At 62.1% G+C, this 21,623-nt stretch carries 24 protein-coding genes; 15 read left to right on the forward strand and 9 right to left on the reverse strand.

Annotated features, from left to right (window positions below):
- Positions 1 to 4: 4 nt before the first annotated feature.
- The 3 genes from GKIL_RS20205 (at position 5) to GKIL_RS20215 (ending at position 2,918) form a co-directional block, all read left to right on the forward strand.
- The gene (locus GKIL_RS20205; RefSeq protein ID WP_023175731.1) at positions 5 to 1,516 is read left to right on the forward strand and encodes an AAA family ATPase; all 1,512 of its coding nucleotides are present in this window, start codon (positions 5 to 7) and stop codon (positions 1,514 to 1,516) included.
- Between the two features lie 30 nt (positions 1,517 to 1,546).
- Complete coding sequence (locus GKIL_RS20210; protein WP_023175732.1) at positions 1,547 to 2,356, forward strand: tetratricopeptide repeat protein; 810 nt, start codon at positions 1,547 to 1,549, stop codon at positions 2,354 to 2,356.
- A gap of 172 nt (positions 2,357 to 2,528) precedes the next feature.
- Positions 2,529 to 2,918, forward strand: coding sequence for a RidA family protein (locus GKIL_RS20215; RefSeq protein ID WP_023175733.1), 390 nt, complete (start codon positions 2,529 to 2,531; stop codon positions 2,916 to 2,918).
- Here the strand turns inward: GKIL_RS20215 and trpD are convergent.
- The 3 genes from trpD to GKIL_RS20230 are packed head-to-tail and all read right to left on the reverse strand — an operon-like array spanning position 2,905 to position 5,871.
- Positions 2,905 to 3,933 carry an anthranilate phosphoribosyltransferase gene (trpD, locus tag GKIL_RS20220; RefSeq protein WP_023175734.1) on the reverse strand — a complete coding sequence of 343 codons (1,029 nt, stop codon included), beginning with the start codon at positions 3,931 to 3,933 and terminating at the stop codon, positions 2,905 to 2,907. The two genes, GKIL_RS20215 and trpD, sit on opposite strands and share 14 nt — an antisense overlap.
- 4 nt (positions 3,934 to 3,937) lie before the next feature.
- On the reverse strand, positions 3,938 to 4,960 hold the full coding sequence (gene lptC, locus GKIL_RS20225) for an LPS export ABC transporter periplasmic protein LptC (RefSeq protein ID WP_023175735.1): 1,023 nt from the start codon (positions 4,958 to 4,960) through the stop codon (positions 3,938 to 3,940).
- Positions 4,957 to 5,871, reverse strand: coding sequence for a glycosyltransferase family 2 protein (locus GKIL_RS20230; protein WP_187293850.1), 915 nt, complete (start codon positions 5,869 to 5,871; stop codon positions 4,957 to 4,959). The genes lptC and GKIL_RS20230 overlap by 4 nt, the downstream gene beginning before the upstream one ends.
- A 116-nt stretch (positions 5,872 to 5,987) precedes the next feature.
- Between GKIL_RS20230 and GKIL_RS20235 the strand changes: the two genes are divergently transcribed.
- From GKIL_RS20235 to GKIL_RS20275, 9 genes are all read left to right on the forward strand, one after another.
- Positions 5,988 to 6,692, forward strand: a complete 705-nt coding sequence (locus GKIL_RS20235; protein ID WP_023175737.1) for a response regulator transcription factor — start codon at positions 5,988 to 5,990, stop codon at positions 6,690 to 6,692.
- 90 nt (positions 6,693 to 6,782) lie between these two features.
- Entirely contained in the window at positions 6,783 to 7,418 is a 636-nt protein-coding gene (locus tag GKIL_RS20240; RefSeq protein ID WP_023175738.1) for a Crp/Fnr family transcriptional regulator, read from the forward strand.
- Positions 7,419 to 7,590: 172 nt separating this feature from the next.
- Positions 7,591 to 7,905: a hypothetical protein gene (locus tag GKIL_RS20245; RefSeq protein ID WP_023175739.1), complete on the forward strand. Its 315-nt coding sequence runs from the start codon at positions 7,591 to 7,593 to the stop codon at positions 7,903 to 7,905.
- A 17-nt stretch (positions 7,906 to 7,922) separates the two neighbouring features.
- The gene (locus GKIL_RS20250; RefSeq protein ID WP_023175740.1) at positions 7,923 to 8,654 is read left to right on the forward strand and encodes a TIGR01548 family HAD-type hydrolase; all 732 of its coding nucleotides are present in this window, start codon (positions 7,923 to 7,925) and stop codon (positions 8,652 to 8,654) included.
- Between the two features lie 443 nt (positions 8,655 to 9,097).
- Positions 9,098 to 10,444 (forward strand): alpha-amylase family protein, encoded by a 1,347-nt coding sequence (locus GKIL_RS20255; protein ID WP_023175741.1) that lies wholly within the window; start codon positions 9,098 to 9,100, stop codon positions 10,442 to 10,444.
- 9 nt (positions 10,445 to 10,453) lie between these two features.
- Positions 10,454 to 11,119, forward strand: a complete 666-nt coding sequence (gene modB, locus GKIL_RS20260; RefSeq protein WP_023175742.1) for a molybdate ABC transporter permease subunit — start codon at positions 10,454 to 10,456, stop codon at positions 11,117 to 11,119.
- Positions 11,113 to 11,823, forward strand: coding sequence for an ATP-binding cassette domain-containing protein (locus GKIL_RS20265; RefSeq protein ID WP_023175743.1), 711 nt, complete (start codon positions 11,113 to 11,115; stop codon positions 11,821 to 11,823). Before modB ends, GKIL_RS20265 begins: the two co-directional genes overlap by 7 nt.
- 60 nt (positions 11,824 to 11,883) lie before the next feature.
- Positions 11,884 to 12,333, forward strand: coding sequence for a hypothetical protein (locus GKIL_RS20270; protein WP_023175745.1), 450 nt, complete (start codon positions 11,884 to 11,886; stop codon positions 12,331 to 12,333).
- A gap of 54 nt (positions 12,334 to 12,387) precedes the next feature.
- Positions 12,388 to 12,753, forward strand: coding sequence for a hypothetical protein (locus GKIL_RS20275; protein ID WP_023175746.1), 366 nt, complete (start codon positions 12,388 to 12,390; stop codon positions 12,751 to 12,753).
- 12 nt (positions 12,754 to 12,765) lie between these two features.
- On the opposite strand, the gene GKIL_RS20280 is transcribed toward GKIL_RS20275, so the two are convergent.
- The 3 genes from GKIL_RS20280 to GKIL_RS20290 are packed head-to-tail and all read right to left on the reverse strand — an operon-like array spanning position 12,766 to position 14,783.
- Positions 12,766 to 13,239 carry a hypothetical protein gene (locus tag GKIL_RS20280; protein WP_023175747.1) on the reverse strand — a complete coding sequence of 158 codons (474 nt, stop codon included), beginning with the start codon at positions 13,237 to 13,239 and terminating at the stop codon, positions 12,766 to 12,768.
- The gene (locus GKIL_RS20285) at positions 13,236 to 13,550 is read right to left on the reverse strand and encodes a hypothetical protein (RefSeq protein WP_023175748.1); all 315 of its coding nucleotides are present in this window, start codon (positions 13,548 to 13,550) and stop codon (positions 13,236 to 13,238) included. The genes GKIL_RS20280 and GKIL_RS20285 overlap by 4 nt, the downstream gene beginning before the upstream one ends.
- A gap of 12 nt (positions 13,551 to 13,562) precedes the next feature.
- On the reverse strand, positions 13,563 to 14,783 hold the full coding sequence (locus tag GKIL_RS20290) for a sulfite oxidase (RefSeq protein WP_023175749.1): 1,221 nt from the start codon (positions 14,781 to 14,783) through the stop codon (positions 13,563 to 13,565).
- A gap of 209 nt (positions 14,784 to 14,992) precedes the next feature.
- On the opposite strand from GKIL_RS20290, the gene GKIL_RS23065 reads away from it, so the two are divergent.
- Positions 14,993 to 15,694 carry a DUF8082 domain-containing protein gene (locus GKIL_RS23065; RefSeq protein ID WP_144080436.1) on the forward strand — a complete coding sequence of 234 codons (702 nt, stop codon included), beginning with the start codon at positions 14,993 to 14,995 and terminating at the stop codon, positions 15,692 to 15,694.
- On the opposite strand, the gene GKIL_RS20310 is transcribed toward GKIL_RS23065, so the two are convergent.
- A complete protein-coding gene (locus GKIL_RS20310) occupies positions 15,691 to 16,698 on the reverse strand; it encodes a PstS family phosphate ABC transporter substrate-binding protein (protein ID WP_023175751.1) in 1,008 nt (335 codons plus the stop codon). The genes GKIL_RS23065 and GKIL_RS20310 overlap by 4 nt on opposite strands.
- A 177-nt stretch (positions 16,699 to 16,875) precedes the next feature.
- On the opposite strand from GKIL_RS20310, the gene GKIL_RS20315 reads away from it, so the two are divergent.
- Positions 16,876 to 18,126, forward strand: coding sequence for a c-type heme family protein (locus GKIL_RS20315; RefSeq protein WP_023175752.1), 1,251 nt, complete (start codon positions 16,876 to 16,878; stop codon positions 18,124 to 18,126).
- Positions 18,127 to 18,188: 62 nt separating this feature from the next.
- Positions 18,189 to 19,904 (forward strand): ABC-F family ATP-binding cassette domain-containing protein, encoded by a 1,716-nt coding sequence (locus GKIL_RS20320; protein WP_023175753.1) that lies wholly within the window; start codon positions 18,189 to 18,191, stop codon positions 19,902 to 19,904.
- A gap of 2 nt (positions 19,905 to 19,906) precedes the next feature.
- On the opposite strand, the gene GKIL_RS20325 is transcribed toward GKIL_RS20320, so the two are convergent.
- Positions 19,907 to 21,088, reverse strand: a complete 1,182-nt coding sequence (locus GKIL_RS20325) for an RtcB family protein (RefSeq protein WP_023175754.1) — start codon at positions 21,086 to 21,088, stop codon at positions 19,907 to 19,909.
- A 53-nt stretch (positions 21,089 to 21,141) separates the two neighbouring features.
- A complete protein-coding gene (locus GKIL_RS20330) occupies positions 21,142 to 21,567 on the reverse strand; it encodes a GNAT family N-acetyltransferase (RefSeq protein ID WP_023175755.1) in 426 nt (141 codons plus the stop codon).
- Between the last annotated feature and the right edge of the window lie 56 nt (positions 21,568 to 21,623).

The raw sequence follows: 21,623 nt of genomic DNA on the forward strand, positions 1-21,623 counted from the left end.
TGTCATGGATTTTTCTGCTGAGCTTGATCTGCTGATTCGAGCCCGCTATCCACTGCTGTACCTTGTCTCAAGTGAGGAGGAGCGGGCTGAGCAGGCAATTGCCCGCGTCAGTGCCCGCGCCCTTTTTTGCTGGGATTTTGTCGAAGGCTACCAAACCGAGGGGACCGACGCCGGTTACGCCCGCTCCAACCCGCTGCAGGCGCTCGAATTTATCGAAAAAGCCCGCCCCGATGTCCAGGCGATCTTTGTACTGCGCGACTTTCACCGCTTTCTCGAAGATATTGCGATTGGACGCAAGCTGCGCAATCTGGCCCGCCGTCTGCGCTCTGAGCCAAAGACTGTGATCATCCTTGCTCCCCGGCTCGCCGTCCCGCCGGATCTGGCGGAGGAGATCACGGTGCTTGAATTTCCGCTGCCCGCTGCAGCGGAAATCGACCGCGAGATCGAGCAGTTGCTGGGCAATCGCACCACCCTCAAAGGCTTCGCCCGGGAGGAGCTGGTCAAGACCTGCCAGGGATTGTCGCTTAACCGGGTGCGCCAGGCGCTGGCAAAAGCGATTGCTCGCTCCGGTTCGCTCGAAAGCGCCGATCTCGAACTGATCCTCGAAGAAAAAAAGCAAAAGATCCGTCAGACCCAGATTCTGGAGTTTTATCCGGCCACCGACGCGATTGCCGACATCGGTGGCCTCGACCAGCTCAAAGAATGGCTCCTCCGGCGCGGGGCAGCCTTCAGCGAACAGGCCCGCCGCTACGGCCTGCCGCACCCGCGTGGGCTTTTGCTGGTGGGTGTCCAGGGCACCGGCAAATCCCTCACCGCCCGCGCCATCGCCCACCACTGGCACCTGCCGCTTCTGCGGCTCGACGTGGGCCGGCTGTTTGCCGGCCTGGTGGGTGAGTCGGAGGCGCGCACCCGGCAGATGATCCAGCTGGCCGAAGCCCTCGCTCCCTGCGTGCTCTTTGCCGACGAAATCGACAAAACCTTCGGCGGCCAGCTGGCCGGAGGCGACAGTGGCACCGCCAGCCGCGTCTTTGCCACCTTTTTGACCTGGATGGCCGAGAAGACCTCCCCCGTCTTCGTCGTCGCCACCGCCAACGACGTGCATCGCCTGCCGCCGGAGCTGTTGCGCAAGGGCCGCTTCGACGAGGTGTTCTTTGTCAACCTGCCCACCCAGATTGAAAGGCAGGAAATCTTTGCTGTCCATCTGGGCAAGCTCCGGCCCCACAACCTGCGCGCCTACAATATTGAGCGGCTCGCCTACGAGACTCCCGACTTCAGCGGCGCTGAAATCGAGCAGGTGATTATCGAGGCGATGCACACGGGTTTTGCCCAGCACCGGGACTTTACGACCGATGACATCCTGCAGGCCGTCGCTCAGATTGTGCCCCTGGCACGCACCGCCGCTGAGACGATCGAAGCGCTGCAGCAGTGGGCGGCTGCCGGTAAGGCGCGTATGGCTTCCCGCCAACCGGGGATTTTCAGTTCCCTGCAGCGTCGGTTAGAGTCGTCAGAGGAGTAGCAATACTCACACGGGGATCACGTCCGGCCTATGCTCCGTTTCACTCGCGCCATCGACGCCGAAATTTACCTGAGCCGGGCCGCCCGTCAGATCCGCAGGGGCCAGTGGCGGGCCGCTGCCGCCTCTTACCGCGAGGCGCTGGGCTACGAGCCCGACAACCTCGAAGCGCTCGTCAACGCGGGCCTCGTCTACTCGCACCTTAAAGACTACCCGCAGGCGATGGCCTTTTACGACCGCGCCCTGGCCATCGCTCCTGCCCATCCCCTTGCCCTCTACAACCGCGCTCTGCTCCGCATCGAGGCCGCTGCGATCAAAGATGCCTTAGCCGACCTCGACGCCGCGATCGCTGCTAAGCCTACCTTTGCCCTTGCCCTGGGTAATCGGGCAGTGCTGCACTTTCGGGCTGGTCACACCGAGGAGGCGGTGGCCGACTACGACCGGGCCATCCGCCTGCAGCCCAACAACGCCCTGTTCTGGAGCAACCGCGCTGCCGCCCACCTCGCCCTCAATTGCCCCGAGCGGGCGATTGCCGACTGCGACCAGGCACTGTACCTCGATTCTGGTTTGAGTGCCGCCTACAAAAATCGCGGCGATGCCCACCTCGCCCTGGGCAATAGTGCCAGGGCACTGGTCGATTTCAGCGCCGCTGTCGCCCTCGATCCCGACGACGGCGAAGCGTACCTGGGCCGGGCCCGGGCCCGCTTTGCCCTCCAAGAGACGACCCCTGGCCGCTACGACGCCTCGATCGCCGTCCGTATCTTCAGTGCCACCGGCGAGCAGGCCCGCGCCGAGGCCGCCCGCGCCCTGCTCGAAGAGCTGCCGCCCGCCTCGATGGCCTAGAACCAGTTCTATCAGGCTATTTGCGAAGAGACAGGCTAGATCCTCACCGTCTTTTACTGCGAAGAAGCCGTCGGCCTGGCAGCAGTGGCCGGCATCGCCCCCGGCGCGTAGACCCACTTTGCCCACTTCAAAGGCGAAAGTCCAAAATAGGAGCACTCCGTTGCAAAGGACGATGCGTCAAAATTTCAGCTCAGGCACGCCCTGGGAGCCGATCGTCGGCTACTCGCGGGCGGTGCGGATAGGTTCTCAGGTCTGGGTCTCGGGGACGACGGCCACCGATGGGTCGGGCACAGTCGTCGGTGTCGGCGACAGCTACGCCCAGACACGGCAGACACTTCAAAATATCGAGCGGGCGCTCCTCAAGGCAGGTAGCCGTCTAGAAGACGTGGTGCGCACCCGCATCTACGTGGTCGATATCGCTCAGTGGGAGGCGGTGGGCCGCGCCCACGGCGAGGTGTTTGGTCAGATCCGGCCCGCCTCGACGATGATCGAAGTGAGCCGCCTGGTCGATCCGCAGATGCTGGTGGAGATCGAGGCGGAAGCCTGGATCACGTCCGGGTAAAGCGGATGAGCGCCTCGCACTTTTGCCAGGCGGCCCCAGCTTCCAGACACTCCTGGGCCTGAGCGATGCCGCTCTGCCAGGTGGAGACCGCTCCGGCTGCCAACAGTCCAGCAGCGGCGTTGAGGACGACGACCGCCGCCTGGGCAGGGGTGCCTTTGCCCAGCAGCACCTCGCGGAGGATAGCGGCGTTCTCGGGTACGTCGCCGCCCACCAGTTCGGCGATGGAGGCGGGTTGCAACCCAAATTGCTCAGGATGGATGGTCGAGGCGGCGAGCACCCCTTCGAGGTTGCCGATGACGGTGGTGCTTCCCGAGAGGGAGCACTCGTCCAGCCCCGGCTCACCGTGGACGACTAAAAAGCGCTGCCGCTCCAGAAGGGCCAGCGCTTTTGCGATCGAGGGCACCAGGGCCGGGTGGTAGACCCCCAACACCTGGGCGGTGGGAGCGAGGGGATTGACGAGGGGACCGAGCAGATTAAAGAGCGTCCGGATGCCCAGTTCGCGGCGGATCGGGGCCATCGTCCGCAGGGCCGGATGCCAGCCGGGGGCAAATAAGAAGGTGATGCCGACTTCGTGGAGGGCGGCACCCACCCGGGCCGGATCGAGGCTGAGCTGGATGCCCAGGTATTCGAGCACATCGGCGGAGCCGACTCTGCCACTGGCGGAGCGCGCTCCGTGCTTGGCCACCGGCACGCCGCAGGCGGCACAGACAAAGGCAACGGCGGTCGAAATATTAAAAGTACTCAAGCCGTCGCCGCCGGTGCCGCAGGTGTCGAGCACGACGGGTAGACCAGTGGCGGGAGCGGTGTGGGCCGCCTGCTGCAAAATGCGGGCCATCGCCGCCAGTTCCTCGGCGGCAATCTGGATGGGGGAAAGAGCGGCCAGCAGCGCCCCTGAGAGCACCGGCGGCACACTTCCAGCCAGCCAGGCGGTCATCAATTCCTGGGCGGCCTGCTCCGAGAGCGCTTCGCCCTCCAGCCGCCGGGCCAACAGCGATTGCAACCGCCGCGCATCCATCGCTTCAGGGCCTCGGCGGCGTGAGGCGGGTGTTCACCTGGCCAGTGGCGCGCACGGTGTCGTGGGCCAGATCCGCAAATAGATCCGAACTGGTGATGCTCAGATCCTGTACCGGCTGCCAGTAGCGGCCATTGGTGGCCTGCAGGGTGTTCTGGCCGAGGGAGTAGGTGGCTGCACTCGCCTGCAGGCGGCGGGCGGGGCGGCCCAGGACCAGATCGACGCCGGTTTCGGCAATGAACAGGCGGCGGTCGATGTCCCAGATCACCCGATCGGCCTGCAGTTGGGCCGCGTTGGCGGGCTGCTCGGCGTAGACCCGGCCCGTGCTGTCGCTGCGGGCGATGACGCGGTTTTGATCGACCTCCCAGCTGATGGTCGGAGCCTTGAGGTTGGCCTGGCGGCCCAGGTCGTGGGCCAGCACGCCCCCCGAACCGGTGACGCGGTTGGGCATCAGGCTCCAGACCACTTTTGGAGCGTTCATCTCGATTTTTTGGACCTCTGAATCGGCCCGGATATTGCCGCTTAGCGTGTAGACCTGGGCCGCCAGATCGCCTGTCAGGGTCTGGCCGCGCGCCCGCACCTTGTTTTTAGGTTGAAACAGCTCGACCGGGCCAATCGCCGTGAGCAAGTTGCGATCCGGAAACCACTGGACGCGATCCGCATCGAGGGTGGTGGCGCGCACGGGCGAGACCGCCTTCACCCTGCCTTCCAGCAAGATTTCGCGCGCCGCAATGCGCACCTCGCCCCGAGGAGCCTGGATGTTGAGTACCTTGCGGCCATTTTGATAAAAGACGCCCTGAATCTGCTGAACGATGGCGGTGCTGCGGTCGCGGCTGTACTCGGCCCGCTCGGCTTTTAATTCCCAGAGGGGAGCGTTGCCGTCGCGGTTGGTCTCGGTGAGGACGATGTTGCGCAGCACCAGCGGACTCTCGCTCTGCAAAGAATTGTTTGCCTCGGGGTTGGGCGCTCCGCCGCAGGCTCCCAGAAGCAGACATCCACCGCCCACCAGCAGCCAGGAACCTGTCTTCATGGATTCACTTCGCGGTAGGCGGCGTAGACGCCCTGCACGTTGTACCAGTTTAGAAAAATGCGCGCCACCTCCAGCGCCAGCTGTGGCCTGCCCCGGTCGATAAGAAATTGCAAAAGCGGTGCCATCGTCTTTTCGTTGAGCAGACCGCCCAGCGACAACAGCCCCCAGAGCACCTGATGCAGCGGCGTCATCTGGATCATCATCCGCACATCCCAGCTGGGATGCTTGCGATAGAAGACTACGCCCATCCGGCCCCGCTCGTATTCTTTTTGAATTAAAGCGGGAATTTGCTTGAGGCTGAAGGGCGGATGCCAGTGGTAGCCCACCGCCTCGGGACACTTGATGAGCCGCAGGCCCAGTTTTTTAAGCCGCACCCCCAGTTCGAGATCTTCCCAGCCGTAGAGGCTGAAGGTTTCATCGAAGGGACCGGCGGCCTCCAGCCAGCGCCGGGCGATGGCGACGTTGCCGGTGGCAAAGTAGGCGGCAGAAAAATCGGTGATCTTATAAGGCTCCGATTCCGGATGGTCGAAGTTGCAGGTGTTGACCACCCGGCCATAGGTAAAGACCGCCTCGCCGGGATGGGCTTCGAGAATAGCGGCGTGGGAGGCGAGAAAAACCGGCGTCACCACCAGATCCGAATCGATGAAGATGATTGTATCGCCCCTGGCGGAGGTGATGCCCAGGTTGCGCGCTGCTGCCGGGCCACGGTGATCCTGACAGACCAGACGCAGGTGGGCAAAGCGCTCCGGTTGGCTCTGCAAAAATGCGATCGTGCCGTCGGTGGAACCGTCATCGACGACCACCACCTCGTAGCGGCCCTGCCAGCGCTGCGCTTCGAGAGCGTCGAGGCACTTGGTGAGGATGGGCAGGCGGTTGAAGGTGGGAATGACGATACTGATGAACACAGTCACCCTCATTACTTCGCCCATTTTGCCATCAACCGCCTGCGATGCCAAAGCGGGGCGGTTGCGGCTGCGGCTGCGCTACTCTAAATGAGGATGCTGGTACATGAAGAAAAATCGCCCCTATGCTCGCTTCGCCGATTTCCCGCTCCGCCCGCCGCTTTACGGTCTTACTGGCACAGATGGACAATCTTTTAGCAGAAAGGCTCGGCGAGCCCCTGCGCGGCCAGGGCTACCGCGTCAGCCTCAGCCCACAGATCGAAAAAGTCGAAAGCTGCCTGGCACTGCTGCACAGCGAGAACCCGGATGTGCTGATTCTGGCAGCCAGCTCAGGCGGGCTGGCACTCTGCCGCCAGCTGCGCCAATCCGGTTGTAGCCTGCCGGTGCTGCTCCTGAGCGACGGCGACGCCATCAGCGAGCGGGCGGCAGGTCTCGAAGTCGGGGCCGACGATTACATGGTGCCCCCCTACAGCGCCGAAGAACTGCTAGAGCGCGTCCAGTGCCAGCTCCGGCGCTTTCATAATCGGGGCGGCGGCCTATTGCGCCTTGCGGATCTGACGCTGAACACCGGCAGCCGCGAGGTGCGCCGGGCCGGTCGCTCGATCGAACTGACGGCCCGCGAGTACGACCTGCTGTTGTTTTTGCTCGAACGCGCCGGCGAAATCCTCAGCCGCGAGCAGATCCTCCAGGGCGTGTGGGGCGAACACTTCGACAGCGAATCGAACGTCGTCGAGGTTTACATCCGTTATCTGCGCCTCAAGATCGAACGGCCCGGCGAAAAAAAATTGATTCATACCGTGCGCAGCGTCGGTTACAGCCTCCACGATTAACCTGCGACACCCAAATTGGGTGTTCTTCATTACCTTGTCTTTACCTCGGGGGTTTACGGTGGTGGCACTCGCTACCGAAGCAATCGCCCTATGGCACACCGGGACGCCCACCAGGACTTTCGCCTGCTGCTTGAGGAACTGTACCGGGAAAGAACCCTCCGCTTTTTTAAAGCCGGACAGAGTATTCCCCTGCGCACCCAGGAAATCTGGATCGTCTATCGCGGTCTAGTCCAGATCTCGACGCTGCAACCGAGCGGCGACGAAGCCTTGCTGGGGCTGGTCGGCCCGCTGATGCCCCTGGGTCGATCGCTGACGCTGCTTGAACCTTATCAGGCTGTGGCGATCACCAACGTCGATCTGCTGCGGCTCACCACCGAAGAAATTCACGCGAGCCCCCGGCTGGCCCGCGAATTAAACGAACAGATGGCCCGCCGGCTCAGACAGGCGGAGGCGCTTCTGGCCCTCGCCGGCAAGCGGCTGGTGGTAGACCGGCTGCAGGGCTTTCTCTACCTGCTCGCCCACGAATTTGGTTATTCGACCGGCGACGGGGTGCGCATCGATGTGCGCCTCACCCACCAGCAATTTGCCAACGCCCTGGGCACCACCCGCGTCACCGTCACCCGCTTTTTGGGGCAGCTGCGCGATCAAGGTCTCATTCATATTGGCCGCGACCGCCGCATCTACCTGCGCCATCCCCAGCAACTGGCCGCCGCCAGTTGTTTTTAGTCCGCCCATAGCACGATTAAGATTCTGCTGATAGACTGGCGTCAGATAAGTAACTTTCTGTAAGGTTCGGGGTTGCGAGTTTGACCTCGTTCGCATTTGCAAGCACAACCTGCCCACTACTTGGAACAGGCGCACCCGGCACCTTATCGAAGGGTTCGTCAGGAATAACTGTATGGAACAAAGAAGAACGATTCGTCTGGAACCGACGCAGACCCCGAAGAGCCTGCTGCCCCGGTTGATGCGCGAGGATGCGCCCCTGCAGGCGAGCAATACGCTGGTTTTGATGTTTGGACCCCACCAGGCTGAGCTGTCGCCCAGTTCACGTCAGGGCGTGCGCTCCTGGATTCTCGCTCAAATTGCCCAAAACGGTCTGCCAAGCCTGGTGCGCTTTGGACGGCGCGACCGTCCGAGCGTGTACCGGCGCGACGAATTTGTCGTCTGGCTCACCCCTGAGGGCCAGGAAGCTTCGATCGCCTCGCTCGGTTAGGGCACGACCGCCGCTCGATGGCTTCAAAAGGTCTGGTTGCCTTCGACATCGACGGTGTGATCCGCGATGTCTCCGGTTCGTACCGCCGGGCGATCATGGACACTGTCGAGCACTTCGGCGGCTGTCGGCCAACGATGGGCCAGATCGATGACTTGAAGTCCGAAGGAATCTGGAACAACGACTGGCGCTGCTCCGAAGAGTTGCTGCGGCGGCAGAACGTCACTTTGCCCGATTACGAGCATCTGGTCGCCTACTTTCAAAGCCGCTATCTCGGGGAACCGCCCGGCAGCGGCTATATTGCCAGTGAGCCGTTGCTGGTCGAAGCGGAGCACTTTCTTGCTCTCGAAGTGGCGGGTTATGCCTGGGGTTTTTTTAGCGGCGCGGATCGCTACTCGGCCTTGCAGGTGCTGGAGAAACGCTTAAAGCTCGTCGCCCCGCCGCTGGTGGCGATGCACGAAGCGCCCGAAAAACCCGATCCGACGGGCCTTTTGCAACTGTGCGATGCGTTGGGCCCGTTCGATCGCATCTGGTACCTGGGCGACACCGTTGCAGATATGCAGACGGTACAGAGAGCCACTTCGATCCGGCCTGGGGTCACGTTTATCGCCATCGGCATCCTTCCGCCCCACGTCCGCCCCACAGCAAAGGCGGCGCACTACGTACAACAGTTGCGCGCCGCCGGAGCCTTGAACGTTTGGGAGCACTTTCCTCCAGCGGCCAGACTGATTGCTCGCCTGGAGGAGCGATGAACCGAATCGTCTGAATCGCATCGTCTTCACCGGGCAATGTGCTCTTAACAAGCACAATCGCCTCAGCGAAGAACGACTTTTTTGTCGTGTAGGGGGAAGAGATCCATCTGTTTTATTTCAGTGCGTTTCTCAAAAAATAGACGATGATCGCAGCAATTCTTAGCTTTTAGAGGGGTTCTTACTTCGGTAGTTATTAATAGTAAACAGGTTCTCTCCGCCTGCAGTGGCAGCAATCGCGCTGTTTTTCTGTGTTGGGTACAGGCAACATGCAGGTGTTTAACTGAGTGTCTACCCCGGCAATCGCGCTAAATCCGTGGTCCAAAGCACCAGACAGCACCAGACAGTGACAAAGGATTGACCGAATGTGCGCCTCTACCGAAAGGGAGACGAGGGACATTTTTGCTGAGCTATTGTAAGATATTTTAACTGGTTGCAATAAAGCCGTGACTTTCCCGCGCACTTGTCCTGCTATTCTTGAGATTAACACCTGGGTCTGGTTGCACGAGCAGCACCGCCAGCTGGATACGCTCAACCGCTACGACCTCGAAAAGTTTGTTCGCCACCGCGATTATCTCTGGTTGATGGGCGTCTGGGAACGCTCCGAAGCTGGACGCGCCATTGCCCGTAGCCATGCCGGCCTCCAGTACGAGTACCGGCGAGCGCTGCCGGATCTGGCTGCCCAGGATATTGTCGGTTCCGCCTACGCTATTCGCCGCTACAGCGTCGATAGCCACCTGGGCAGCGAGGCGGGGCTACAGCGGCTGCGCCGGGTGCTCAACGACGAGCTGTCCGTTGGGCTGATGCTCGACTTTATTCCCAACCACTGGGCGACCGACGCTGACTGGGTGCGCGCCCATCCCGAGTGGTTTGTGCCCTGCCAGGAGAGCACCGACAATGGCAGCTGTTTTCGTTCCGACGACGCGCACTTATCCCACGGGCGCGACCCGTACTTCCCGGCCTGGACAGACACGGCCCAGTTCGATTTTGCCAACCCCCAGGCGCGCCGGGCCTTGCTGGGCGAGTTGATGGCCGTGGCCGGGCGCGCCGACGGCGTGCGCTGCGACATGGCGATGCTCGTGCTGCGCGATGTCTTTCGGCGCACCTGGCAGCGCGATCCGGGGGTCGAATTCTGGGCTGAGGCAATCGCGGCGGTCAAGGCAAAGTATCCTGGCTTTTTGTTCGTCGCCGAAGCGTACTGGGGGCTGGAGTGGAACCTGCTGCAGCTGGGCTTCGATTACTGCTACGACAAGACGCTCTACGACCGGCTCTGCCACCGGGATGCCCCTGGCATCACTGCCCACCTGCGCGCCGATCCGAGCTTTTCTGAGCGGGTGGTGCGCTTCGCTGAAAACCACGACGAACCGGCGGCCCGGCAGATTTTTGGCCAGGGCTGGTGGAACGCGACGCTACTGTGCGCGACAGTACCTGGAGCCTTTCTTGAGTACCTGGGCCAGGGCGAGCGGACGGTACGGCTGCCGGTACAGTTGGGGCGCGGGGCAAAGGTGCCGGCCAATCCCCAGGTGCGGCACTTCCTCGAACAGCTCGCCGCCTTCCGGCAGCGCCTGGGCGACGGCTTCACGGTCTACGACACTCCCCACCCCCAGGTCGTCGCCTACCGGCGCGGGCAGTACGAATTTTTTATCAACCTGGGCGATCAGGGGGTTCATCTCAGTGGCCGCGAGGGCGTGCTGGTGCTGCCGCCCTACGGTGCTTCGGTGATCCAGGTGGCTTCTGCAGAAGTGCCGGTGGGCATCGACTGGCTGCGCGAGGCGATGGCCGTCTCTGCCTGACACCCGAGAATGGGCGAGCTGACTTTTTCGCTGCAACTGTCGCTCTGGGTGGCAGGTACAGCCACCCTCATCGCCGGGCTGGTCGGTACAGCCGCTGCCTACGTGCTTGCCAAGTACCGCTTCTGGGGAGAGGAACTCGTCGAGGCGCTCTTGACGCTGCCGCTGGTGCTGCCGCCGACGGTGGTCGGGTTTTATTTGCTCGGGCTGCTGGGACGGCGGGGCTGGCTCGGGCAGTACCTCTATGCCTGGACGGGGCTGGATCTGCTTTTTACACCCCAGGCGGCAGTGATCGCAGCGGCGGTGATGGCCCTGCCGCTGATGGTGCGCACCGCCCGAGCCGCGATCGAGGGCGTCGATCCGCTCTACGAGCAGGCCGCCTTCACCCTCGGTAAATCGCGCCTTGAGACGTTCTTGCAGGTGACGCTGCCGCTTGCCTGGCGGGGGTTGCTCGCCGGGCTGGTGCTCAGTTTTGCCCGTGCCCTGGGCGAATTTGGCGCTACGTTGATGGTGGCGGGCAACATTCCCCGGCGGACCCAGACGATGCCCCTCGCCATCTACGAGGCGACCCAGGCGGGGGAAGACCGTCGCGCCCTGGTGCTCGTCGCCGTGCTCAGTCTGGTTTCTCTGGTGGTGCTGCTGCTGACCAACCGCCTCGGCCCCAAAAAGCGATGGTGACGCTCCGTGTCCGGTTTGATAAGCGCCTGGGAAACTTTGCCCTGGCGGTCGATTTTGCCGTCGAGGCGGGACTGGTCGCCCTGTTTGGCCCCAATGGCTCAGGCAAATCGAGCACGCTCCTTGCCATCGCGGGCCTCCTGCACCCCGAGCGGGGGGCGATTTATCTGGGGGAGCAGGTGCTCTTCGACAGCGAGCGGCGGATCGACCAACCAGTCCAGGCCCGTCGGGTGGGCTTCGTCTTTCAGAACTACGCCCTGTTTCCGCACCTGAACGTGGCCCGCAACATCTGCTTTGGCATCGAGCGCGCCCCCGCCGCCACGCGCCGCCAGAAACTCGCCGAGTTACTTGCCCTGCTCCAACTCGATGGCCTGCAGGAGCGGCTGCCTCTAGAACTTTCCGGTGGCCAGCGCCAGCGGGTGGCAATTGCCCGCGCCCTCGCTCCGGAGCCGCAGCTGTTGCTGTTGGACGAACCTTTTGCCGCCGTCGATAGTGCCCTGCGCGAGCAGTTGCGCGAAGAACTCCTTCAGCTGCAACAAAAATTGCAACTGCCCGTGCTCATGGTCAGCCACGCCCGCGACGAAGTGTTGCAACTGGCGAGCACGGTCGTCTGCCTTGAAGCCGGTAGCGTCAGCGCCGTCGGCCCACCGGCGATGGTGCTGGAGCGCGCCTTTTACCTGCAGGAAGGCGCGCGCTTTAGCTGGTAGCCTGTTGTCAATTTCCCATGGCTGAGATTAAAATAAGGGCCAGTGAGCGCAGGAGAAACGATGCAGCTATCGCTGGCGCAGGTACTGTTGGCCGTTGCCGTCGGGGCACTGCTCGCTCCGCTCACCGTGGTCGCCGTCGCAGGCTATCAAAAAAGTGCGCAGGCAGCCCAGTATCCAGTCGAGGTGAGCCGCCTGCTTGCCGCCTCCCGCGCCTTTGTCAAAGACCAGTTGCGCCTGCCGGATCTTTCTGGCGCTGATTGCTCAGATAGTGGTTCTACTTCTCCCGACAGCGCCCTGTGGCGAAACTATTACCGACCGGCAGCCGAGGTGACAAGTTGCCCGCAGTCTCTGTTGCCGGACGGTCTGCGCTACCAGACCGTGCGCGCCTTTACACCCGCCGGTGTAACTGTCGGGTCTTTTCCAGGCCGGATCCGCATCAGCGGCAGCTGGTGCGACCGCTACGACGGCGATCCGAACGCCTTCTGCGAGTACGACGTGCCGGTGTTTTGAGCGTGCCCAAAGATAGAATTGACCTGCGGGCACTTCCATGCAAGCGGATATCAGATGAGTGAAGAGCGGATCGAACGCATCGAGCGCAACCTGGAGACTGTTACCGAGCGGTTGGACAGTCAGATCCAGCTGATGGCTGAGTTGCGCGTCGGGCAGGTCGTGCTCAACCAGCAGCTTACCCAGACGCAGCGCCAGTTGGGCGAGACCAACCAGCAACTGGCGCTGACCGATGCGGCGGTCTCCCATCTGGTCGGTGCTCTGGAACGCATTTTGCCGGTGATTCAAATTCAGCAACAACAGTTAGCCGAGCAAAATCAGCGCATCGATGAGCACAGTCGCCGGATCGAAGATCTGTATAGAAGCCAGGGGCACATCCTCAGACGTTTGTTCGGCGAATCCGACGAAGGGCAGAGCCCTTAGTTCGCCCTGCGATCAAAGCTGGCGGATCAGGGCGTTGAGTTGTTCGCCGTAGAGCTGGTACTTGTCTACCTGGCTCTTGTAGATCATCAGATCCGACTCGTAGCGCACCTGCTTGAATTCGGCCCGGTTGTTGCGCTTTGTCTCGATATGGACCAGTACCCGGCCCATGCCCTGGATGGCGAACTTTAGAGCTTCGCTGTAGCTGGCGAAGAGTTTGAAGAACTGGACAAGGGTCTGGGCATCCGGCAGTTGTTCGGGTGACACCTCAGCCAGCTCAGTCTGAATCTGCTGGATCTGAGCGGCAATCGCCGTCACTCGCTCCACCAGCGGCGGAATCTCGGCCTTGAGCGGCTCGACGTTGTTCCAGCCAAAGGCGTTCTTCCAGGAAAAGAGCCGGTTGTCGAGGACGAGGTAGGCGTCGAGAACCTCGCCAATCGCCGACAACAACTGCCCGGCGCGCTGCTTGTAGGTTACAGAACTGGTCATGGCCTCATCGTAGCGCCGAGGCCGGAGGAAGCCGGTCCAAAATGCGCGACCAGATAGGTGAGGATCACCTCCCGGTCCTGGGGCTCGATCCCAGCGCCATTTTCGACCATCAAGTTCAAGTTGCGCTCCCAGGCTGCCCGATCGAGGTGCTGCTGGCGCACCAGATCGAGGTTGTGACAACCGTTGCAGGTGGTCTGCACCAGTTCTCGCCCCGGTCCTTCCGGCAGGGTCAACTCCTCGCCCGCCTGGGCAAGCAGAGCCAGCAAGCCCAGGGCTATCAGCGCCAGTCCTCCGACGCGAAGCGTTTGCACCCTGGCCTCCTGCTAGACGACTGTGAGTGCGACCCGGTCCCAGGCGTTGTACATGTAGCCCTTCGGATTCCAGCTCGCCTCCATCGGCTGGAGGTTGCCGCTGCTGTCGGTGGCGCGCACGAGAATCTGGACCGGCCCCGGTGAGACCGGCAGCCAGTTGTAGCGCCACATCCGCCAGGTGTAAGGCTGACTGCGATTTTCCAGTTCCGCCTGGAACCAGCTGGTACCGCCGTTGAGGGACACCTCGACCGAGCGGATCGTCCGCTCCCCTCCACTCCAGGCGAAACCGGCGATCGTCGTGAGTGCCCCGCGCTTGAGCTGGTCGCCCGGCGCAGGCAGAGCGACGATCGCTTTGACGTTGTTCTCGGTGATCTGTACCTGCTGATCGGCAGGCACTTCTTTGCCGGCGGGCTGCGGGGCGGCTGGAACGGTGTAAGCCTTGGTCATAAAAAAGCCGTCGAAGGGCTTTTCTTGAACGGTAATCGCGGTGAGCCACTTCACCCAGTAGGTGCCCGACCAGCCCGGTACCACCAGCCTGAGCGGATAGCCGTTGTCTGCGGGTAAGGGTTTGCCATTAAGCTCATAGGCCAGGAGCGTGCCTCGGGCAAGCGCCTTCTCGATCGGCAGCGATTTTTGAAAGTCAGCGGCGGTGCCGAAAGGTACATCGTCGCCGTCGAAGACGACGAAGCGGCCACTGGGCTTGAGATTGGCCTCGGTGAGAATCGCCGAGAGCGGCACCCCTGTCCAATGGCCGACGCCAACTGCCCCGCGCTCCCACTGGTTGCCGCTGGTCTTTGGTTCAAAGAAGCTGCGGCCATTGCCCGCGCACTGCAGTAGGGCTTCGACGGTTACGGGCTTGAAGCGGCGGGCGTCTTTGAGATCTTTAAGGGACAGCTTGAGGGGCTGCCTCACTTCGCCGCTCACTGTGAGGGTGTACCTGGCTGCGTCCACCTCGGGCACGTTTGCATGGCAGCGCACGAACAGCAACCCGGCGGGGGTGATCGCATTTTGGACCAGCAGGGCAGCCGGGGTTTCGAGGTTGAGCGGTCGGCTGCCCCGGCTGATGAGCTTTTCTTTGCCGGGGAAAACTTCTGGGGCCGGTGGGGCCGTCTGGGCAAGTACTGGAGGAACCGCCAGCCCGGCGGCGGCAGCAGCACCCCAGCGCAACAAATCGCGCCGATGGACCAGATTGGCGATCAATGTCCGGTAGAGGGCTTTGTCGGTAAAAGACATGACAAACATCCTTCCTGCAGCGGGGAGAATCTTCAGTAGAGTACCAGCTACCAGACGATTGACGATAAAGTGTAACGATCTTGACAAAAACAAAAGAAACAGTAGGATTACTTTGCTGAATCTCCGGTTTTCCGCCCGGTTATTGCCCCATGCCTCCCGTCTTCAGCCAAATTCTTTACACGAGTCTGCCCGAGGCCGGATTCCAGCTGTTGGCGACTGCGGATGTCTCTGAGCAGACCCGTCAGGCATTTACCGAGGCAGTCGTTCTCAAGCACTGGGACGGCTTTCGTCTGATTCCCACCCGCTATCAGCTCATCTACCTCCACCAGCCTGCACCGGAGCAAATCTTCTTTGGCTGGCTATTTTGTGATCGCACAGACGAGATGGGCCGTCGCGTCCCTTACTTTCTCAGTTACGTCCTGACCGAAGCGATCGACGCTGCCCAACTGGACAACATCTTCACCTGCCTGCGCAAGGGACCGCTGCAGCTTATCGATCCGCTGCAGGCGGGTGGATTCCTTGGCACAGTCGAGGCTCCGAATCTGTGGCGTTACCGGGCAGCCCGGCCTGGAGTCGCCGTACCGTCCTCTGTCCGCGAGGAGTGCCATCGGGTTCTCCTCAAAGGCGAAAGGCTGGATCACTTTGCTGAGAGCCGGCACCTGGATCTATCCGACACGATCGATGAGCAGACCTGCGCCCGGCTGAGCGCGGCGCTCGCGGTGCATCTGGGGCCGGTGGCTGAGATTCTGGTGCGTCAGAGCGTCGTACGCACCGAAAATCTGCCGGACCCCGAGCAGCGGCGCTGGCAGATTCTGCAGCAGTTGAGCGCCGAACTGGACGATCCGATCGTCGCTGCCGGCTTTCGCGCCCAGATCGAGCCCTATCTTTTTGGCGACGCCCACCGGCCTTAGTGCAGCGACACCAGACCCGCCTGCTCGACAAAGCGCTGGCCCTCGTCGGTGAGCAGCATCTTCGCGTAGGCGATTGCCGCTTTCTGGGCATCTGTGCCGTCCTCGCGAAAGACGATGTAGAGCTGATGGGCCAGGGGGTAGCGGCCACTTTTGATCGCCTCGCGGTCGATGCGTGCCTGGTCGTTGCCGGTAAAGGGCGAGAGGTAGGGTCCGTTCGCGTCGGGAGTAAGGGCGAGGGCGCGGACGGTCTTTTGTTGCAGCACCGTCGCGCTGCTGGCGTAGCCGATCGCTCCGGCAGTGGCGCTCACCAGGCGAATCGAGGTGGTCGTGTCGCGAGCCTGGCGCACGCTGGGAGCGAAGGGCGCACCCCCTAGAACGGCCTTTTGGACAAATTCGGCGGTGCCACTGTCGCGGGTGTCCATGCTGAAGGGGGTGATCGCGAGTGCCGGTCCACCCAGCTGTTGCCAGTTGCGTACCTGGCCCGTGTAGATCGCCTTGAGTTGTTTCAGGCTCAGTTGCTTGAGTGGCAGTCCGGGATGCACGTAGAAGGCGACGCCGTCCCTCGCGACTGCGATCTGACCCAGTTCAAAACCCCTGCGCTTTGCTGCTTCGCGCTCGTCTGCGCGCACGGGGCGCGAGGTCTGGGCGATGGCGAGCTTGCCTTCGATGAGCATCGCCATGCCGGAACCGGTGCCGGGCTGCCGGTTGGGTTCCGGTTCCGTGTAGAGCAACAGAAAATCCGGATGCCGCCGGGCAATCTCTTCGGTAAAGTGCAGCGAGCGCAGGCGGGCAAAGGCGGTCGAGCCGCCGTACTTAAATAGCCCGATCGGCACGTCCGGTACCTGGCGGATGAGCCCGGTCGATTGCAGAGGCGTCTCCGCAAGACCTGGGGCAATCGCGCCGATACTCGATTGCTCAGGAGGACGCAGCGAGCTGAATACCAGCAGGCCAGCTGCCAGCAGAGCGACGCTGACCACAGCGGTCAGAAGTTGTTGCCGATTCATCGTCACCTCTAAGCTTTGAGCAAATCCCAGGTATCCGGAGGTATCGCAAAACCCTCAAAACGTACCATAGAGAACCTTTGGTCTCTTTTCCATGGCTGAGATATTTCTTTACGTTTAACCGGGTTGAGCATTTGGCGATAGGATGACTTTGCCTCCCCCGTCACTCAGCGAGCGCCAATGATCAAAGCCATCGGGCTGCCCAGTATCACCAGCAAGTTCCGCCGCACCCTGATTCCTCTGGTGCTCGTCACCGGTTTTGCCGGTACGTTGTTTTCTTATTTTCTGCTGCAAAAAAATGCCGATCAAGAAGTCGAACAAAAGGCCGAATTGCTCCTCGACACGCTGCAGGCGACGCGCAGCTACGTCAAAGACAGCCTGAGACCGGCGGTCGATCCGCTGGTGGCGGGAGGCAACTTTATTCCCCAGGCCCAGAGTGCGACCTTTGTCGCCCGCAGCATCTGGCGCAGCATCGAGCGCAAGCGGCCCGACTCCTTTATCTTCAAGGAGGCCACCCCCAATCCGCTGAATGTGGCCGACGAAGCGGACAGCTTCGAGACAACGTTGGTGCAGCGCTTTGCCAGCGACGCAAAGCTGGAGCAGATTCGCACCTACCGCGATACGCCGGAGGGCCGCTTCTTTGTGCTGGCTAAGCCAATTCGCACCGATGCGAGCTGCCTTGCCTGCCACGGCGACCCCCTCAAAGCACCGGCAGTGATCCAGCAGATCTATGGCCGCACCCACGGCTACGGCTGGCCTGCCAATCAGGTCGTCTCGGCCTTCGTCGTCCAGGTGCCCGCCTCCGCTGCCCTGCGTACAGCAGCGACCCAGGCGCTGGCCTTCGCCGCCGTGATTGCCGGGATGCTGGTCGTTCTTGCCTTTGCCCTCAACCGGCTGCTCGATCGCTACGTGCTTAAACCGGTCAAAAACCTTACCGAAGTGGCCGAGCAGGTGAGCCTGGGCCGCAGCGAAAGCGAGATCGTGCCTGCAGATAACGCCGAAATTCGCAGCCTGGGCGACTCGCTCACCCGCCTCAAGCGCAGCGTCACCCGCACCGCCGGTCTGTTGCAGTCCGCCTACTTCGAGCAGGGAGAGGCGCTCATCAAAGAAGGCAAGAGCGTCGAGGCAGGCCAGGCTTTCTCCCGCGCCCTCGCCGTCACCCCCAACAGTGCAAAGACGCGCCTCGCCCTGGGCCGCACCCTCGCTGCCACCGGCGATCGCACCGCCGCCATTGCCCAGTACCGCACCGCCTTAGAACTGCAGCCGGACAATCCCGAGTTGCACCTCGAACTGGCTCTCGCCCTGCAGGGCGAGGGAGACTTTGAGGCGAGCCGCGAACCCCTTGGCCGCGCCCGCGAACTTTTTCAGCAGACGGGCCAGAACGCCGCCGCCGAGCAGGTCGAGAACCTGCTCAAAAGCCGCTCCTACTGAGAGCGAACCAGCTGGTGTTGCAAATCCGTTACACTGAGAAAAGTTGGCGGAGTCCATACGCTGTGCTCAGACTCGAATCGGTCAGTAAGATCTATCCCACCGGCGAAGTGCTCAAAGACTGCACCTGGGAGGTGCTGCCGGGCGAGCGCATCGGTCTTGTCGGGGCCAACGGTGCCGGCAAATCGACCCAGATCAAGATGCTGCTCGGATTGGAGGAGCCGACCACAGGCCAGGTGATTCGCCCCAGCCAGATCAAAATTGCTTACCTTGCCCAGGAATTTATGGTGACGCCGGGCCAGAGCGTGCGCGAGGAGCTGCTTTCGGTCTTTGAAGAAGCCCACGCCGTCCAGCACGAACTGGGTGAAGCCCAACTTGCCCTCGCCACCGCCGACGGCGCGCCCGAGGCTGAACTCACCCGACTGCTCAAAAAAATTGACCGCCTGCAGGACCGCTTCGAGGCGCTGGACGGTTCGATTCTCATCAGCAAGGTCGAAAAGTTGCTGCCGGAACTGGGTTTTGGCGACGCCGAAGGGGATCGGGCGGTGGAGACCTTCAGCGGCGGCTGGCAGATGCGCATCGGCCTGGGCAAGCTGCTCCTGGCTGAGCCGGACGTTCTGCTTTTAGACGAACCCACCAACCACCTCGATCTTGAGACGATCGAGTGGCTCGAAAAGTATCTGAGAAGCCTCAATCGGGCAATGGTAATCGTCTCCCACGACCGCCGCTTTCTCGATCGGGTCGTCACCAAGATCGTCGAGGTCGAGCGGGGAGTGGCTGCGACCTACAGCGGCAACTACAGCTTCTACCAGCAGGCAAAAGCCGAGCGCGAGGAGGCCCAGCTTTCGGCCTACGAGCGCCAGCAGCGCGAACTGGAGCGCCAGCAGGTCTTTATCGAGCGCTTTCGCGCCTCGGCGACCCGCAGCACCCAGGCCAAAAGCCGCGAAAAACAGCTCGAAAAGATCGAACGGGTCGAGGCTCCCCTGAGCCGGGAGCGCACCCTGCGCTTTCGCTTTGCCCCGGCTCCGGCGAGCGGCAAGCAGGTGATGTGCGTGCGCGACCTGTCGCTGGAGTACGGCGGTGAGATTGTCTTTCTCGGTGCGGACCTCGAAATTCAAAGAGGCGACCGCATCGCCCTACTCGGTCCCAACGGTGCCGGTAAATCGACCCTGCTCAGGCTGCTGGCCCTTGAGGAAGAGCCTACCGCCGGTACGATTGCGATGGGCCACAACGTGATTGCGGGCTACTACGCCCAGCACCAGGCCGAGATTCTCGACATGGGCAAGTCCGCCCTCGCCACCCTGCACGACGAAGCGCCCCAACTCACCGACGAGCAGGTGCGCACGATGCTGGGCCGCTTTTTATTCAGTGGCGATACGGTCTTCAAAAAGGTGAGTGCCCTCTCCGGCGGTGAAAAGTCGCGCCTGGCTCTGGCCCGCCTGCTCCTGCGGCCCTCGAACTTTTTACTATTAGATGAGCCGACCAACCACCTCGATATTCCCAGCAAAGAAATGCTCGAAGAGGCTCTGGTGAGCTACGACGGCACGGCGGTGATCGTCTCCCACGACCGCTACTTCATCGAGCGCGTCGCCACCAAGATCGTCGAAATTCGCGAGGGCGAACTATATACTTACGACGGCGACTACGAGTACTACCTCGAAAAAAAAGCCGCCGAGGCTGAGCAAAAAGCCCTCGCCGAAAAAAAAGCCCGCGAGGCAGCCAGAGCTGCCGAGAAGCGGGCCAAAGAAAAGCAAAAACAAAAGCAAAAAGCCGGCAAGTAGGCTCAACCCTTGACGCAGACGACTTGCTTGAGGGTGGCGACGACCTCGACGAGATCGCTTTGCTGGGCCATCACCCCGTCGATGGGCTTGTAAGCGCCGGGGATCTCGTCGATCAAGCCAGTATCCTTGCGGCACTCGACCCCCGCCGTCTGGGCTATAAAGTCGTCGAGGCTGAAGGTCTGCTTGGCGCGATGGCGCGACATCAGCCGGCCCGCTCCGTGGGCACAGGAGCAGTAGCTCTCGCGGTTGCCCTTGCCGCGCACGATGAAGGACTTTGCACCCATCGAACCGGGAATGATGCCCAGATCGCCCTGTTGGGCGCGCACCGCTCCCTTGCGGGTGACGTAGACTTTCTCGCCGTAGTGGACTTCCCGCTCGGCGTAGTTGTGGTGGCAGTTGACCATGAGCAGCGGCTTGAAGGGGCGGCCCCCAGCCAGTTGCTTTTCGACCACCCGCTTCAGGCGCGCCATCATGATCTCCCGGTTGAAGCGGGCGTAGTCCTGCGCCCACTGCAGATCGTGCCAGTAGGCGTCGAACTCGGGAGTGTTGCTCACAAAGTAAGCGAGATCCGGGTCGGGCAGGTGCATCTGAGCGAGCTTCGCCAGATCCCGCGCCGTATCGATGTGGCGCTGGGCAAGCAGGTTGCCGATACCCCGCGAGCCGGAGTGCAACATCAGCCAGACCGCCTGCTCGGTATCGACGCAAATCTCGATGAAGTGGTTGCCGCCCCCGAGCGAACCCGCCTGCTTGAGCGCTTTTTGTTCGCAGCGCTGCACACCCGGATGGAGAGCAGAAAACGACCGCCAGCCGCTCCAGTGGGTGACTTCGGACTCGACTTGGGCATTTTCGGCCATCCCGACCGGGATCATCTTCTCGATGTCGAGGCGAATCTGCTTGAGCTTGCCCTCCAGTTGATCGCCTACAAAAGGCGTCTTGAGGGCGACCGTCCCGCAACCCACATCGACCCCCACAGCCGCCGGAATAATTGCATCGCGGGTAGCAAGGACAGAACCCACCAGGGCACCCTTACCCAGGTGAACGTCGGGCATCAGCGCGACGTGCTTGAAGACGAAGGGCAAGGAGGCAACGTTGGCCGCCATGCGCGCTTCGTTTTCGGCCAGCGGATGGTTGGCCCAGGAAAAGACCGGGGCAGCCGCTGAGAGGTCGAGCTTTTCAAAAGGCATCGGGGGAACGTCCACGCATCAGCACCACTGTAACACGATGTAGTGCGAGCGTATTATTTTGAATGAATTTTGTGCATCGCCCGGTGGGGGATACCGGCCTCGTCGTAGATGTCGCCGTAGGGAACGAAGCCCGCCTTGAGATAGAAGGGAATGGCGTGGACCTGAGCACTCAGGTGGACCGTCTCGATCCCGGCTTTTTGGGCCAGATCCAGCAGGCAATCGAGCAGCGCCCGACCGACGCCCTGCCCCCGCCACGCAGGCAGGACAGCCATCCGGCCAATGTGGCCATCGGGCAGGAGCCGTCCGCAGCCGATGGGTTCACCACCCAGATCGCGGGCGAGGACGTGGATGCTCAGCTCGTCCCACCCGTCGATTTCGATTTCTGCCGGGACGGCCTGCTCTTCGATAAAGACCAGGCGACGCACGTAGTACAGTTCCTGCTGGCACTGCTGCCAGCTTACGGATGAAACAGCAAACATAGCCAGATCAAAACGGCAACCCGAGTGTAGTACAGAGGCAGTGGACGTGGCGGGAT

It is taken from the genome of Gloeobacter kilaueensis JS1 (assembly GCF_000484535.1).
Classification (GTDB): domain Bacteria; phylum Cyanobacteriota; class Cyanobacteriia; order Gloeobacterales; family Gloeobacteraceae; genus Gloeobacter; species Gloeobacter kilaueensis.